The 15,191-nt window shown below is 72.4% G+C and carries 9 protein-coding genes; 3 read left to right on the top strand and 6 right to left on the bottom strand.

Annotation, left to right across the window (positions count from 1 at the left end; genetic code table 11):
• Positions 1 to 44 precede the first annotated feature (44 nt).
• From AC3IF3_RS12015 to AC3IF3_RS12000, 4 genes are all read right to left on the bottom strand, one after another.
• Positions 45 to 2,894 carry a bifunctional diguanylate cyclase/phosphodiesterase gene (locus tag AC3IF3_RS12015; protein WP_489228928.1) on the bottom strand — a complete coding sequence of 950 codons (2,850 nt, stop codon included), beginning with the start codon at positions 2,892 to 2,894 and terminating at the stop codon, positions 45 to 47.
• Between the two features lie 121 nt (positions 2,895 to 3,015).
• Positions 3,016 to 6,984, bottom strand: coding sequence for a beta strand repeat-containing protein (locus tag AC3IF3_RS12010; RefSeq protein ID WP_489228926.1), 3,969 nt, complete (start codon positions 6,982 to 6,984; stop codon positions 3,016 to 3,018).
• 496 nt (positions 6,985 to 7,480) lie between these two features.
• Complete coding sequence (locus tag AC3IF3_RS12005; RefSeq protein WP_489228925.1) at positions 7,481 to 8,410, bottom strand: Brp/Blh family beta-carotene 15,15'-dioxygenase; 930 nt, start codon at positions 8,408 to 8,410, stop codon at positions 7,481 to 7,483.
• A gap of 5 nt (positions 8,411 to 8,415) precedes the next feature.
• Positions 8,416 to 9,168, bottom strand: coding sequence for a bacteriorhodopsin (locus AC3IF3_RS12000; RefSeq protein ID WP_489228923.1), 753 nt, complete (start codon positions 9,166 to 9,168; stop codon positions 8,416 to 8,418).
• 819 nt (positions 9,169 to 9,987) lie between these two features.
• Here AC3IF3_RS12000 and AC3IF3_RS11995 point away from each other — a divergent pair.
• Positions 9,988 to 11,085, top strand: coding sequence for a sensor histidine kinase (locus AC3IF3_RS11995; RefSeq protein ID WP_243967477.1), 1,098 nt, complete (start codon positions 9,988 to 9,990; stop codon positions 11,083 to 11,085).
• Positions 11,086 to 11,166: 81 nt separating this feature from the next.
• On the top strand, positions 11,167 to 11,595 hold the full coding sequence (locus AC3IF3_RS11990) for a SufE family protein (protein WP_243967476.1): 429 nt from the start codon (positions 11,167 to 11,169) through the stop codon (positions 11,593 to 11,595).
• Positions 11,596 to 11,704: 109 nt separating this feature from the next.
• Here AC3IF3_RS11990 and AC3IF3_RS11985 read toward each other — a convergent pair whose 3' ends face one another.
• Together AC3IF3_RS11985 and AC3IF3_RS11980 are read right to left on the bottom strand one after the other, a co-directional pair.
• A complete protein-coding gene (locus AC3IF3_RS11985) occupies positions 11,705 to 12,553 on the bottom strand; it encodes a DUF6456 domain-containing protein (RefSeq protein WP_489228922.1) in 849 nt (282 codons plus the stop codon).
• Positions 12,554 to 12,654: 101 nt separating this feature from the next.
• Positions 12,655 to 12,882 (bottom strand): hypothetical protein, encoded by a 228-nt coding sequence (locus AC3IF3_RS11980; protein ID WP_489228921.1) that lies wholly within the window; start codon positions 12,880 to 12,882, stop codon positions 12,655 to 12,657.
• Between the two features lie 170 nt (positions 12,883 to 13,052).
• On the opposite strand from AC3IF3_RS11980, the gene AC3IF3_RS11975 reads away from it, so the two are divergent.
• Complete coding sequence (locus AC3IF3_RS11975; protein ID WP_489228920.1) at positions 13,053 to 15,188, top strand: S9 family peptidase; 2,136 nt, start codon at positions 13,053 to 13,055, stop codon at positions 15,186 to 15,188.
• Positions 15,189 to 15,191 lie beyond the last annotated feature (3 nt).

The following is a 15,191-nucleotide window of genomic DNA, read 5'->3' as shown; positions in this document are numbered from 1 at the left end:
CTGCGGGCTCATCCCGAATCCCTCGATATCCCGCTGCAGCCTGCTCAGGCGGCGTCCGAGACGAGAGCCCGCGCGCGCGGTTCGAGCCGGGGGTCGTAGGCGCTGCCGGTCCAGACCGTGATCGGCTGCGGTCGCCCGATCAGGAAACCCTGGACCTCGTCGCAGGACGCATCGGCCAGGAAGCGCATCTGCGCCTCGGTCTCGACGCCTTCGGCCACCACGTTCATCCCGAGGCTGCGCCCGAGGCCCAGGACCGCCCGCACGATCACGGCCGCCTGCGCACTCTCTTCGAGACGGCCCACGAAGGACCGGTCGATCTTGATCTTGTCGAAGGGGAACGCCTGGAGCGCGGCGAGGGAGGAGTATCCGGTGCCGAAATCGTCGATCGCGATCCGGATCCCGAACTCCTTCAGGCGCCGCAGGATGGACTGCGCCCGCGCCGTATCGTCGATGATCAGCGATTCCGTCACCTCCAGCTCCAGGCGGTCGGGGGACAGGCCCGTCTCCGTCAGGATCGCCAGCACGCGTTCGGGCAGGTCGGTCTGCTGGAACTGGCGCGGCGAGAGGTTGACCGCCACCTTCAGGGCTCCCGACCAGCGCGCCGCCTCGCGGCAGGCCGCGCGCAGGACCCACTCCCCCAACGGAAGGATCAGGCCGTTCTCCTCGGCGATCGGGACGAAGTCGGCCGGGGAGACGAGGCCGCGCACCGGATGCACCCAGCGCACCAGGGCCTCGAAGCCGAGGAGATCGCGCGTATCCGCCCGGAGCTGCGGCTGGTAGTACAGGGTGAGTTCGTCATGCTCGATCGCGTGCCGAAGATCGCGCTCGATCATGCGCCGCTCGGCGGCCGCGGCATCCATCATCGCGTCGAAGAACCGGAAGGTGTTCCGCCCCTCGGCCTTGGCGCAGTAGAGGGCGAGATCGGCGCATTTGAGCACGTCCTCGCCGCCGGCACCGTGATCCGGCGCGAACGCGATGCCGACGCTCAGGCCGACCTGCATCCGGTGCTCCCCGAAGGCGATCGGCACCTGGACCGCCGCGATGAGGCGCTCGACCAAACCCGCGACGTCCTCCAGCCCGCGGGTGCCGCCGAGCAGGATCGCGAACTCGTCGCCCCCCAATCGGGCGACCGTGTCCTCGGCCTGCAGCGTCGACCGCAGGCGCTGGGTGATCGCCCGCAGGAACGCGTCGCCCGCCCCATGCCCGAGGGTGTCGTTGACCGCCTTGAAGCGGTCGAGGTCCAGGCACAGGACCGCGCAGCGGCCGCCGAAATGCCCGATCTCGGCGAGTCTCCGGTTGAGGCACTCGTGGAACAGGGTGCGGTTCGGCAGCCCGGTCAGGGCGTCGTGATGGGCCATGTGGGCGAGCTGCGCCTGGGCTTCCTTGCGGGCGCTGATGTCGATCTGGGTCCCGACGAAGCGCAGGGGCGTGCCGGCCGGATCGCGGGCGACGATCCGGCCGCGCGTCATCAGCCAGGCCCAGGACCCGTCCTTGCGCCGCAGGCGGTGCTCGCATTCGAACAGCGGCGTGTGCCCGCTCAGATGATCGTCGAGGGCGTGCTGGGCGCGCAGGGCATCCTCGGGATGAAGCAGCGCACGCCAGGTGCGGGCGTGGCTGTCCAGCTCGCCCGGGGCGTAGCCGAGCATGCCCCACCAGCGCTCCGACGACCACGCCGTCCCGGTCGTCAGATCGCAGTCCCAGAGACCGTCGCTGCCCGCGTCGAGCGCGAGGGCGAGCCGCTCCTCGCTCTCGGCGATGCGGCGCTCGGCCTGCTTGCGCGCGGTGATGTCGGTGTAGGTCCGGACCACCCCGCCCGCGGGGAGCGGGACGGTTCGGATCTCCAGCACGGTCCCGTTCGGCCGCTCGCGTTCATAGGTGTGGGCCGCCAGTTCGAGGCCGCTCCGCGCCACCCACTGGCGCAGGTCGGGGCCCGACTTGGCGAAATCCTGCTGCGCGAGCTGAAAGTCGCGCACCGCCGCGAAGGTCGGCTGCCCCCGCATCATCGGGGCGGGCAGGCCGAGCAGGCCGATCGCGCGCTCGTTGCAGACCCGGACCACCTTCTGCGCGTCGACCATCATCAGGCCCTGGTCCATGGTCTCAAGGATGGCGTTGAGCAGGTCCGTCTTCTCGGACAGGAGGATCTCGCGCTCGCGCAAGGCGCCGTTGCTGCGGTGCAGGCGCTCGGCGAGGAGCGCCAGCCCGCAGAACGCGACGACCACGAGCATGACCGCGGCGACGCCCAGGGCCAGCGCGCCGCGCGGGAGGCTCTCGGGGCCCGCGCCGAGGCTCGGATCGGGCACGACCCGCACGGCCCCCATGGCGAGGAAGTGGAGACCGCCGACGGCGCATGTCAGCAGGGTGGCGGCCCAGACGTGGGGCCGGCGCGTCCCGGCGTGTGCGGCCACGAACAGCGCGGCGCACGAGAACATAGCGCTGACGGCCAGGGCGGTGGCGACGACGGGAACCGACCAGACGAAGCGGCCGGGCAGGCGGATGCCCAGCATGCCGGTGAAGTGCATCGCCGCGATGCCCGCGCTGAGCACGAGACCGGCCACGATCGTGCCGACGAACCGGTCGCGATGCTGGGCCAGGGCAAGGGCGACGAAGGTCACCGTGATCGCGATCGCCAGCGAGGTGAGGGTCGTGGTCAGATCGTAACCGACGCCGATGCCGGGATCGTAGCCGAGCATCGCGATGAAATGCGTGCTCCAGATGCCGCTGCCCGCCGCGAGGCTCGCCGCGCCCAGCCAGCCGGCACGCGCGCGGCCTCTCGCTTCGCGGGCCTGCTGGAACAGGCGCAGGACGGTCTGGCAGGAGAACCAGCAGATCAGAACCGCGAGCGGAACCGTCCAGGCGGCGTGCTCATGGGCCAGGCAGGCGAAAGCTCGGTACATCGATCATCGCCCTGTGCAGGAGAGGCGCAGGAAGCTATCGCGCAAGGGGTTAATACAGGTTATAGTTGTATTCACGCCGGACATCGGAACCTGCGGCTCCGACGGCCGGCCCGCGGGAGCGTCACCACGCCAGGGTGATCCCGCCCCGTCCGCCGATATTGCTCGGCCCGTTGACGGCGAAACCGATGCCCCCGGAGGCGTAGAGGTTGTCGCCGATCCGGGCCGTGCCCGCCGCGCCGAAAGCACCCTGTCCCCGATAGGTGCCGAAATTCGCCGAGACCGCATACGCCTTGCCTTCCGGCAGGACCGCTCCGGAGAGGGCCAGCGCGATGGCCGTGCCCTGGAACGCGCTGCGGACATCGCGTTGGAGTTGCAGCGTGGCGCTCTGCAGACCGGCGACGCTCGCCTCCAGAGTGCCGATCCGCCCGTTCATCGCGTCGAGGTTCGCCGGGCCGAAGCTCGACGCCGCGAGGTTCCCGCTCGCGTCCGTGGTCACGAAGCCGGTCGGCCCCGCTTGCGTGGCGAGGCTCTGGGCCGAGGCGAGCCCGGCGAGGGTGTAGGTCTGGCTGGACGCGCCGATCGCCACCTGGTTGGCCCGGGTGGTGGCCACGCCCGCGCCGAGCGCGACCGCGTTGTCGTGCGCGGCCTGGGCGCCCTGCCCGACGGCCACCGAGCCGGTCCCCTGGGCCCGTGCATCGACGCCCACCGCGGTCGCGCCGGACCCGGTCGCGCTGGCCGAACGCCCGAGGGCGGTCGCATTCTCGGCCGTCGCGCTGGCATAGGCGCCGAACGCCGAGGCCTCGTTGCCGCTGGCGGCCGCCCTGTAGCCGACGGCCGTGGTCGGGTCGGCGGTGGCCGTCGCCCCGTAGCCGATCGCGGTCGCGCCGGCATAGGTCGCCTGGGCTCCGGTCCCGATCGCGGTGGTCGCCGAGGCCGTCGCCTGGCTGCTCTGGCCGTAGGCCGCGCTGTCGCTGCCGCTGGCGGCGCTGCCGGATCCGGTCGCCGTGGCGCCGGAGCCCTGGGCCGAAGCGGATGAGCCGACCGCGACGCTCGCCGCGCCCAGGGCCGCCGCACCGTAGCCGCTCGCGTAGGAATCCGCCCCGGCCGCCACCGGCGGGGCCGCACCGCGGGCGTTGTTGGCGCGCACGGGAAAATCCTGGATCGCGGCGTCGAGCGTCTGCGCCGCGGCGTTGAGCTGGCCGAGATTCACGGCGTCGCCCGCAGCCTGCCCGTTCGCAACGCCGCTGATCGTGCGCGGGCCGTCGGTTCCGGACACGGTGATCACACGGCCGCCGACCTGGCTGGCGACGGTCACGGCCCCGCCGGCGCTCGTCTGCTGCACGAGCCGGGCGCCGCCTCCGGCATTCTGCAGGACCGCGACCTGCTGCGTGACGGCGGCGATCTGTCCGGCGTTGCCGGTCAGGGCGGCATCGACCGCGTTCAGGGCGCTTCCGACATCGGAATAGCCGCTGCCGCGGATGGTATAGGTCGGGGCCGTCCAGCGACCGGTCTGGCTATCGACGCGGGCGCCGCCGCCGAGCGCGGCGGCCACCTGCGCGGTGGCGCCGAACAATTGGCCGCCGTTGACCGCGTCCGTCGAGCCGCTCGACACGGTCCCGGCCGCCACGTTGACGATGCGCCGCTCCGCGCCGACCTGTCCCACGGACAGCGTGTCCGCCTGATCCGCGACCGAACCGCTCCCGATCGCGATGGACCGGCTCGCGGTCGCCGATGCGCCAGGGCCGATGGCGAGGGCGTCGCGCCCGGACGCGGCCGGCGCTCCGAGGCCCGCCTGGTTGCTGGCGGCCAGGGGCACGGTGGCGCCCGGCGTTCCGCCGCTGGTCAGCACCGCGTTCAGCTGGTCCAGGTTGACGGCGTCGCTGCCCGCGACGCCGGCCGCCACGCCGGTGACCCGGCGATTGCCCGCCGTGCCGGCGACGCTGAGCACGGTCCCGTCCGTGGCCGCACCGACCGTGAGAATGCGGGTCGCGGGGTTCTGCCGGACGAGGCCGACGGTGCCGTCGTCGAGGCTGCCGCGCAGCCCGGTGAGCGCGTCCGACACCGCGGTCACCCGCTGATCGACCGCGTAGAGCTGCCCCCCGTTGACGGCATCGGTCGATCCGGACGCCACGGTGCCATTGGCCACGTTGACCACCCGGCGCTCCGCTCCGACGGCCCCCACCGAGACGGTATCGGCCTCCGTCGCGACGGATCCGCTGCCGATGGCGACCGAGCGCGCGGCCGCCGCCGATGCGCCGTACCCGACCGCCACGGCGTCCGCGCCGGCCGTGGCGGGAAGCGCCGCGCCGGCCGGGTTGCTCGCCGCCAGGGCCGCCGCGCTGCCGGTCGCGACCGTCAGGGCCGCGCTCAACTGTCCGACGTTGACCGCGTCGTTGGTGCTGGTGCCCGCCGCGACGCCGGTGAGACGCCGGTCGCCCGCCGTGCCGGCGACGTTGAGCAGGGTCCCGCCCGTGGCCGCCCCGACCGTGATCGTATGGGTGACCGGATCCTGTGCCAGGATCCCGATCGCGCTCGTGCTGAAGGCATTCTGCAGCACCGAGATGCTGGTGGTGTTGGTCGCGACCTGCTGGTTCGTGCTCTGGAGCTGACCGCCGTTCACGGCTTCGCTGGAGCCCGCCGCCAGGGATCCCGGCGCGACGCCACGCAAGGTCACCGGGCCAAGGGCGCCGCCCTTGCTGAAGTCGACCGCGTTCGTGGCCGCCCCCGACGTGCCGGGCACGTACTGCACCGAGAGCGTGTCGAGGGCGCCGATCGCGCGGTCGACCGAGGTGTAGGACGATCCCGCGACGGTGTAGTTCGGCGCCTGATAGGCCCCCGTCGCCGGATTGAAACCGGCCCCCGCCCCCAGGGAGGCGGCGACCGTCGTGCCGGCACTGCGCAGCTGGGTCAGGTTGACGGCATCGTTGGCGCCCGTTCCGGCGCTCACGCCGGTCAGACGCCGATCCCCCGCCGAGCCCGCGATGCTGACCAAGCCGCCGTCGGCCGTCTTCCCGACGGTGATCGTGCGCGTGACCGCATCCTGCTGGACGAGGTTCGGCAGCGCGGCAACCTGGCTCTGCAGCTGCTGCAGATCGGTGGTCGCCGCGGAGATCGCCGTGCCATTCCCCGACACGCGGAGATCGAGCGCGCCGAGCGCGCCGCCGACCGTGCCGTAGGTGCTCCCCTGGATCGTGAAGCTCGGCGCCGTGAACAGGCCGGTGGCCGTGTCGAACCTGGCGCCGCCCCCGATGCCGGCCGCCAGGTTGCCGCCGACGGCCGAGAGCTGGCGCAGGTTGACGGCATCGGTCGCCTGCGTGCCGCCGGCGACGTTGGTGATCTGCCGCTCGGCGCCGGCCGCCCCGACCGACACGGCGCCCGCGCTCGATCCGACGCTGAGCCCGCTGAAGGCCTCCGACCCGCCGTTCAGGCCGACGCGGTCGGCCACCGCGCCGCTCCCCAGGGCGACGGCTCCGGCGACGCTGGCCGCGCTGCGCGCACCGAGGCTCAATCCGGCCAGAGCGGAGCTGTTCGCATCGGTCCCGATGGCGATCGCATCTGTGCCGGCGACACTCCCGCGCAGCCCGATCGCGAGCGCGTTACTGCCGCTCGCCGTCGCCTGCGCGCCGAGCGCCACCGCGTTCGCGCTGCCCACCGCCGTCCGGCTCCCGTCGCCGAGGGCGATCGCCGAAACCTCGCCCGCGCGCGCGGCTTGGCCGGCGGTATCTCCGAGGCCGCCGATCCGGCCCCCGCCGAGCGACAACCCCTTGCTGCTGTCGAGCGTCAGGCTCGACGCACTTAAGTTGCAGCCGCCGGGGCTGGCGACGCTGACGAGATTGCCGTTCGCATCCAGGACGCCGACCCGGAGGGTGGTATCGGAGAGCGGGGTGACCACGCCCTGGTTGATGGTGTCGACCAATCCATTGAGCGTCGTGGTCAGGCCGGTCACGAGGCTGAACGGCGCGGTGATCGGACTCGGGCCCTGGAGGTGCGGCAGGGTCACGCCGAGCCCGGCACAGACATTGACCAGTGAGCTGGATTGCGCCCGGGCATCGCCGACACCGAAGCGGGCGGTGAGGCTGATCGACGACACGGCGAGGGCGAAAAGCCATCCGGTCCGACCGCACGATCGGACGGCCGCGGTGTCTCGACGGGAGGAGGGTCCAGGAGATCCGGGCATTGTCACAACCAGGGCGGCAATTACGACCCTGATTACAACTTCTGATGATTAAAAATCGGTTTTCGGCAGCAACCTGATCGCGAAAACTTCACCCGATCGGCACAACCTGCAGGACCAACCCGATGCCGACCGCCCGAGGCCGCGCTGATCGGCGCAACGGCTCCATCGAGCACGATAGGCCCTGGTCGACGCTGGCGAGGCTATCGCAGGTTATAAAATTCCACAAGCCTGGGTTGCAGATAGGCCTGCTCCGCTAGGTTGTCGACCGCGCAGACGGCACCCCGCCGCCGCCCCCGAATCCGGCCCGGCTCCGGGCGGATTGCGCTTGTCCAAGGCGGATTTCCCGCGGGCACGCGCGGACGAATGGCGCCGCGGTGTTTCGGCCGCCCGGCCGAACCCGGGACCCGTCTCAGTGCCGGGCCGCGATGCGGTCGAGGAGCATGTGCGGCACGGTCAGGGCGGACAGCATCTGGAGCGTCACCGTCAGCAGGTTGGACGCCGCATCGGACGCGCCGGCGGCGTAGACGGGCCAGAGGCCCGCGCCGAGGAGGAGGGTCAATGCGAAGACGGGCAGCGCGGCGCGGACGGCGCGCCGCATCGTATCGACGCCGGGCGCCCGCCTCGGGTCGCGCACCAGCGCTTGCATGTGCCGGGGGCCGTGGAGGCCGACGAAGTACAGGGTGAAGGCCGTCAGGGGTGGCAGCACCGCGAAGGCCGCCGCCAGGATCGCCATCTCGATGCGCACGGCCGGCACCGGCCGGTGCGTGAGGAGCCAGATCGACGCGAGGGCGAGCCAGAGCCAGGCCGCGACCGACCACCAGGCCGGCAACTGTGGCATCGGCGTCCGTGCGACGACCGCGAAGATCCCCACCGTCGCCGCGGGGTGCAGGAGCGCCGGCAGGGCGACCGGCAGGCCGCCGCGCACGAGGGCCTCCCAGGGTCGGCCGGGGCCGGCATCCTCCGCGCCGAAATGCAGCACCGACAGAGCCAGGAACCCCGCCAGGGTAGCCAGGGGGGCGACCTGCCACGCCAGGAGGACCAGGGCCGCGAGGCCGAGATACGGGACGGCGAAGATCCCGAACCAGGCCCGCCCGTAGCGGGGGCGCAGCAGCGGCGCCGCCACCGCGCCGTCGAGGGCGCCGTGGGGAACCCCGAGGGCGATCACCACCGTCAGCGCCACGAGCCAGGAGGCCTCGCGCGGGAGGAAGGCCGAGGCGGCGAGCCCCAGCGCGACGATCGCACCGGCGCCGTGGAGCAGCCGGGCTCCCCAGGCGTGCGCGTGATGGCGGCCCGGGCTGGCCGCCTCCCCGGGGAGGAGGACGGATGACCGGGCCGCCATCCGGGTCAGGCCGCCCGGCGCAGCGGCCGGGCCTCGGCGCGCCCGTCCGTGAGATCGCGGTCGACGGCGCGGGTCGTCTCCAGGGTCGCCATGATGCCGTAGGCGACCTTGGCGGTCAGATCGAGGATGGCGATCACCGCCAGGGCGACGGTCGGCGACAGGAAGCCGAGGCCGTCCTGGCCAACGAGCAGCACGACGGGATAGGCGCACCAGACCCCGGTGAGGAATATGGCGTTGCGCAGGAAGGCGGCCCGCACGTCGGCCCGTTCGGCGGCATTCTCCTCACGCAGTTGCACGAAGATCCCGTAGAACACGGCCACGAACGCGCCGCAGGAGATGGCGAACCACGTCCACTTCACCGCGGCGGCGTCGGACAGGCCGAAGGCCAGGGCGGTCACGATCATGATCAGGTCGGAGCCGATCAGCCCCCAGACGACGGCCGGCCGGCGCATCCCGGAATGCATCGCGGTCCGCGCGAGGCCGACGAGCAACAGGGGCGTGGTGAAGGTCCAGTCGATGTAGCGCGCGAAGTAGAACTGGCGCGCCGCCTCGGCCGCGTCGGGGCCGGCGGGGAGGACGAGGCTTCCCTGCCCCGTCGCCATGGCGAAGTAGGAGCAGGCCGCGATGATCGGCACGATCCCGTGGATGATCCCGTCGGCTTCTTCCGTCGGTGTCCGTCGCTCGGCCAGGAGCAGGATCACCGCGGCCCCCGCCGCCATGCCGGCAAAGCCCAGCCACAGCCAGAATTGAGGCGTCATCGCGATCTCGTCGGTATGGGGATGATTGGTCCGCCCACGAACGTGGCGGCACCCTGCCCAATCGGTGTCGGGGGCGATCGTTGCGTGGGGCGAATGTCGCAGCCGAACCGGCTCTGCCGGGACGCTTATTGCATCGCCCCCCGCCGCCCCGGGCCCTGGACGGAAGGACCACGCCCGCGAAGGCACGCGCCCTCCCCCTACGGAATCGGGTGGCCCCCGAAGGAGGTCGGGCCGACGCGGGGGCCTCTTTCCCGCGCAGAGGCCGGCGGCTTCAGACTTCGGATTCGGGATCATCGTCCGGTCGGCGGATATGGCATTCCTGAGCGGCCACGCGCCCTCCCTCCCCCGCAGGGCCGATTACGGTGACCCATCGCTTCCGGCCGTTGCCGTCGTCGAACGCGATCCGGGAATCCGCCCCCGCGCAGAGAAGGGACGGCGCGCGGCAGGTCCCGGCGGTTCGTCCCGTGGAACGGCCGAGTCAAGACGCCGCTGCCGGAGATGGACGGCCGTCGCCGCAAGCACGGGAGACAGGTTTCACAAGTCGTGCCGCGCGAATCCCCGACCCGAAACCTGCGGCACGACGCGGATCGTCCCGGCGGCGACCGGCGCAGCGCCCCGGGGGCCCCCGTGGGACGACGGCGTGCCCCGGTTCGAGCACCCTGATCCGGAGCGGTCGCCCCGTCGCCGCGCCCGTGCCTGTGAATGACGGCTCCAAAGGCGGCTGAAGACCGGAACGGTGCCTCGGTCGGCACGTTGACCGGCGCTATCCATACCCAGTCGTCTCCCTCACACACGTCGCCAGAGCGAATCGGACAGAGAATGGTCGGACAGCCCCCAGGGTCCGGAACGGCTGAGCCGCTGGACGATGGTCCCGCGGGGGATACTGGAACGGTTCCGGCGCAGGGCACCGCCGAGGCGGCCGCGCTGAGCGACAGCTTCAAGCGCTTCGCCGATGTCGTCCCACTGATGATGTGGCGCTCGGACGCGCACGGGCACGCGGTCCACCACAATGAGTGCTGGCTGGAATTCACCGGGCGCCCGCTTGCGGCGGAACTCGGCCTCGGCTGGCGCGAGGGGCTGCATCCCGAGGATTTCGACCGCCACGCCCGGGTCGTCGCGGAGGCCTTCGACGCCCGGGCGCCGTTCACCGTGGAGTTCCGCCTGCGCCGGCACGACGGCGTGTACCGCTGGCTGCTCGACACCGCGCGCCCCCTCGTGGAGGACGGGCGGTTCCAGGGCTATCTCGGGTCGTGCTTCGACATCACAGACCGCAAGCACGCCGAAGAGAGTATCGAGCATGCCCTGGCCGAGAAGGAGACGCTGCTCGCCGAGGTCTATCACCGCGTCCGCAACAACCTGCAGGTGATGGTCAGCTTGATCGGCCTGTACGGCCGGGCGGCGCCGGATGCCTGCCGCGGCAGCTTCGAGGCCCTGGGCCAGCGGGTCCGGGCGATCGCGCTGGTGCAGCAGCACCTCCACGAGGCGCCGCACATCGCCTCCATCGACCTCAAGGACTACCTGCACCGCCTGGCCTCCGGGCTCGGGCAGCTCCGCCGGGCCGGGCGCATCGGCGTCCAGGTCGAGGGCTCGGGCAACGGGCTCGTGGAGCCGCGCACCGCCAACGCGCTCGGCATGATCGTGGCCGAGATCGTGGCCGAGTGCCTGGACGCCACCGCCGAGCACGTCGCCTGCTCGATCTGCATCGGCATGGAGGCCGAGGCGGGCCAGCCCCTGCGCCTGTCGATCGTCTCCGGGGTGAGCGATATGGCCGCCTCCGGCCGGCCCAACGTCCCGAAGCTCGGGCCCCGGCTCATCGCCGCCTATGCGGCGCAGGCCGAGATCGCCGTGTCGGGCGACGCCTCGCCGGTCGATCCCCTGAAGCTGATCCTCCCGCCCACCTCCGTGGCGGCGCACTGACCGCCCGCGTCGCTGGGGGCCGTCGCCACCGCCGCGCGGCCGGCCTATAGCGGCGCAGACGTTTCCCGGATCCGGACGACCATGCTTCCCCCGATCGGCACCATCATCGACAATTTCGAGATCGTCGACGACGACGACATGCGGCTGGAATACCTGATCGAGCTCGGCCGCGCCCTGCCGCCAATGCCCGACGCCCTGCGGACCGAGGCCAACCGGGTCCATGGCTGCGAGAGCCAGGTCTGGATCGACACCGCCGTCGAGGACGCCGCGGCGGAACGGCGCCTCGTGCTGCAGGGCTTCAGCGATTCCTTCATCGTCCGCGGCTTCGTCGCGCTGATGGTGGCACTCTACACCGGCAAGACCCCGCGCGAGGCCGCCGAGACCGACGGGCTCGACCTGTTCCGGCAGCTCCGCTTCGGCTCCCACGTCACCTCGAAGCGGTCCAACGGCGTGCGGTCCATGGCCGAGCGCATCCACCGCGACGCCGTCCGGCTCGCCGCGGCGGGCTGAGCGGTGGTCCGGATCATCCCGGACCGCGATGCGCCCGACTCATCGAGGTCCGCCCGCGCGGCGGCGGCCGTCCGCCGGACCTCACGGATCGGATCCGTGACAGTCCGCATCAAGCCTGCCACAGGCGCAGGCGGGCGTGCTCCGGCCCCGTGGCCTCGCGCTCCAGGCCGTAATGCTCGGCCAGCCGCCCAAGGGCGATGCGCGCCACGACCTTGGCCGAGCGCGCCGGCCAGCGCCGCTCGACCTCGATCCGCTCCAGGCCCTTCAGGAAGCCGCAGAGATCGATCAGGAGGCCGGACAGGTCGCTCCCGACCGCGTCGAGGGCGCCGCGGACCCGCTGCCGGGCCGCGATCACGTGATCGGCCGCGGCCGCCGGGTCGCGGGGGCCGCCGCCATCGACCCGGGGGGCACTGGGATCGCTCCCCATCCGGGGCAGCAGCGCGGCGGCGTTCATGTCCCGCCGGAGCCGCTCGCCGGCCTCGAAGGCGGCCGCATCGATCAGCGGCGCACCGTCCCGGCCGCGGCGGCGCACCATCCAGGCGAGCGGGTTCTCGGAGGCGTTGCGCAGGATCGGCCCCCCGCCCTCCGCCGCCACCGTGAGGTCCTGATGCTGCGCGGCGAAGGCCCTGTCGCCCGGCATGGCCTGCCGGCGCAGGCGCGCCCGCCCGGCGGCGCTGATCGTCAGCCGCGTACCGGCCGGGTCCCAATCCGCCAGGTCGGCGGCGGCGAGGGCCCGGCCGGACGCGACCGTGAAGCGCCCGCTCCCCACCGAGATGCCGTCGCCGCCGCGCCGGACCAGCAACGCGTCCTCGACCAGGGGATCGGGCCGGGCATAGGCCCCCGCCTCGCCGAGCCGCGCCAGCAGGCGCCCCGCCTCCGGCGGCAGGTCTACCGGCTCCGCCCGGTCCCGCTTCGGTCGGGCGGTCTCGGCACGCCGGTTCCTGGCCAGCTTGTTCATGTTTTGTTCCTAGTCGGATGCGATGAATGCGGGAGCGCTCGCACCCTGTCAGGAAAATTCATAAAGTCAAGGTTTTTTTGCCTAAAACCGACCGGCTGCGGTCATGCAGTCCCGACCGGACGGGGCGGCGGCCGGCGCAGGATCTCGGCGATCTCGTCCTCCGACTTGCCGCGCACCGGGTAGCCCATCGCCTCGAAGCGCTCGACCAGCGCCTCGCTCGTGGTCGCCGAGCGCGCCGCCCAGTCCGCGAGCATCTCGTTCACCTGCTGCAGATCCCGCTGGGGATCCTCGTCCTGCGAATCGGCCTGCGTGTCGGGGATCGCGACCATGTCGGCACCTCGGCGTCGAACCGGCGACCGTGATCCACGCCACGGTCCGGGCTTCAACGCCCGAGGTCGGGACAGGCTCCCGCCGGCCCTGCGCCGCGCCGCCTTGCATCCCGGCGCCGGGCGGGACACATGCCCTCACCCGCACCTGACGGGACCCGACGGGAGAGACGATGACCGACATCGGCCACGGCCTGCGCGCGCAATCCACCGGGGCGCCGGTCGCCGAGATCCGGCCGCGGCGCTTCAGCGTCCACGGACAGGCGATCACCGATCCCTACGCGTGGCTGAAGGCCGAGAACTGGCAGACGGTCCTCAAGGACCCCGCCGCCCTGCCCGCGGACATCGACGCCTATCTCCGCGCCGAGAACGCCTACGCGGAGGCGGCCCTGGCCGGGACCGCGGCGCTGCGCCAGCGGCTCGTCGCCGAGATGCGCGGGCGGATCCAGGAGGACGAGAGCGGCGTCCCGGACCCCGACGGGCCGTTCGCCTATTACACGCGCCACCGGGAGGGCGGCCAGCACCCGCTGATCTGCCGGAGGCCGGCGACGGCGCCCGACGTGCCGCAGGCCGGGCCGGACCCGGCGGAGACGATCCTGATCGACGGCGACCGCGAGGGCGAAGGCCTGCCGTTCTTCGAGATCGCCGCCGCGGTACATTCCGACGACCATGCCCGCCTCGCCTGGAGCGCCGACACGAAGGGCTCAGAACTCTACACGATCCGGGTCCGCGACATCGCCACCGGGCTGGACCTCGACGACCGGGTCGAGGCGACCTCCGGCGAGGCGGTCTGGGCCGGGGACGGCGACAGCTTCTGGTACGTGGCGCTCGATGCCAACCACCGCCCCGCCAAGGTGATGCGCCACCGCCTCGGCACCGCGCAGACACAGGACGAGACCGTCTATACGGAAGCCGATGCCGGCTATTTCGTCCATATCGGCCGGACCCAGTCCGGGGCGTTCCTCGATGTGACGGCGAGCGACCACGAGACCGCGGAGGTCCGGCTGCTCGACCGGCACGCCCCCGCCGGGCCCCTGCGCCTCGTGCAGCCGCGCGAGCCGCTGCTGATCTACGGGGTCGAGCACCGGGGCGACCGGCTGTATATCCGCACCAACGCGGACGGGGCCGAGGACTTCAAGATCGTCACGGCCCCCCTCGACGCTCCGGGCCGCGCCAACTGGACCGACCTCGTGCCGCACCGGCCGGGGGTGATGATCCGGCACCTGCACCTGCTCACGGGCCACCTGATCCGGCTCGAGATCGAGAATGCCCGGCCGCGGATCGTCGTGCGCGACCTCGCCAGCGGCGCCGAGCACAGCGTCGCCTTCGCCGAGGAGGCCTACGCCCTGGGGCTCCGGTCCGGGCTCGCCTTCGACACGGCGACGATCCGCTTCGTCTACTCGTCCATGACGACCCCGTCGGAGACCTGGGACTACGCCTGCGACAGCCGGGACCGGACCCTGCGCAAGCGCCAGGCGGTGCCGAGCGGGCACGACCCGGCGGCCTACGTGACCCGGCGGCTCTTCGCCACCGCCCCGGACGGGGAGCAGGTGCCGATCTCGCTGCTGCACCGGCGCGACCTCGTGCTCGACGGCTCCGCGCCGCTGCTGCTCTACGGCTACGGCTCCTACGGGACGCTGATGCCGGCCGGATTCCGGACGAACCTGCTGAGCCTGGTCGACCGGGGCTTCGTCTACGCCATCGCGCATATCCGGGGCGGGACCGAGAAGGGCTGGCGCTGGTATCTCGACGGCAAGCGCGCGCAGAAGCCCAACACCTTCACGGACTTCATCGCCTGCGCCCGGGCGCTGATCGGGGCCGGCTACACGGCGGAAAAACGCATCGTCGCCCATGGCGGCTCGGCCGGCGGCATGCTGATGGGGGCGGTCGCCAACATGGCGCCGGAGCTGTTTGCCGGCATCGTCGCCGACGTGCCCTTCGTCGACGTGCTCAACACCATGCTGGACGCGGAATTGCCGCTGACCCCGCCGGAATGGCCCGAATGGGGCAACCCGGGGGCGCGCGACGCTGATTTCCGGACGATCCTGTCCTACTCGCCCTACGACAATGTCGCCGCCCAGGCGTATCCGGCGATCCTGGCGCTCGGCGGGCTCACCGATCCGCGGGTCACCTACTGGGAGCCGGCCAAGTGGGTCGCGCGGCTGCGCGCCACCATGACGGGCGGCGGCCCGGTGCTGCTGCGGATCAACATGGAGGCCGGCCACGGCGGCGCCGCCGGCCGGTTCGACCGGCTGGAGGAGGTGGCGCTGATCTACGCGTTCGCGCTGATGGCGGTGGGGAAGGCCTGAGCC

Source organism: Methylobacterium sp. J-118 (genome assembly GCF_057836565.1).
This window is presented reverse-complemented; position numbering and strand designations above follow the sequence as displayed.

Excerpts from the sequence above, each read along its gene's own strand:
- AC3IF3_RS12015 (WP_489228928.1), bottom strand. The coding sequence starts at position 2,894 with ATGTACCGAGCTTTCGCCTGCCTGGCCCATGAGCACGCCGCCTGGACG.
- AC3IF3_RS12005 (WP_489228925.1), bottom strand. The coding sequence starts at position 8,410 with ATGGCGGCCCGGTCATCCGTCCTCCTCCCCGGGGAGGCGGCCAGCCCG.
- AC3IF3_RS12000 (WP_489228923.1), bottom strand. The coding sequence starts at position 9,168 with ATGACGCCTCAATTCTGGCTGTGGCTGGGCTTTGCCGGCATGGCGGCG.
- AC3IF3_RS11995 (WP_243967477.1), top strand. The coding sequence starts at position 9,988 with ATGGTCGGACAGCCCCCAGGGTCCGGAACGGCTGAGCCGCTGGACGAT.
- AC3IF3_RS11990 (WP_243967476.1), top strand. The coding sequence starts at position 11,167 with ATGCTTCCCCCGATCGGCACCATCATCGACAATTTCGAGATCGTCGAC.
- AC3IF3_RS11985 (WP_489228922.1), bottom strand. The coding sequence starts at position 12,553 with ATGAACAAGCTGGCCAGGAACCGGCGTGCCGAGACCGCCCGACCGAAG.
- AC3IF3_RS11980 (WP_489228921.1), bottom strand. The coding sequence starts at position 12,882 with ATGGTCGCGATCCCCGACACGCAGGCCGATTCGCAGGACGAGGATCCC.
- AC3IF3_RS11975 (WP_489228920.1), top strand. The coding sequence starts at position 13,053 with ATGACCGACATCGGCCACGGCCTGCGCGCGCAATCCACCGGGGCGCCG.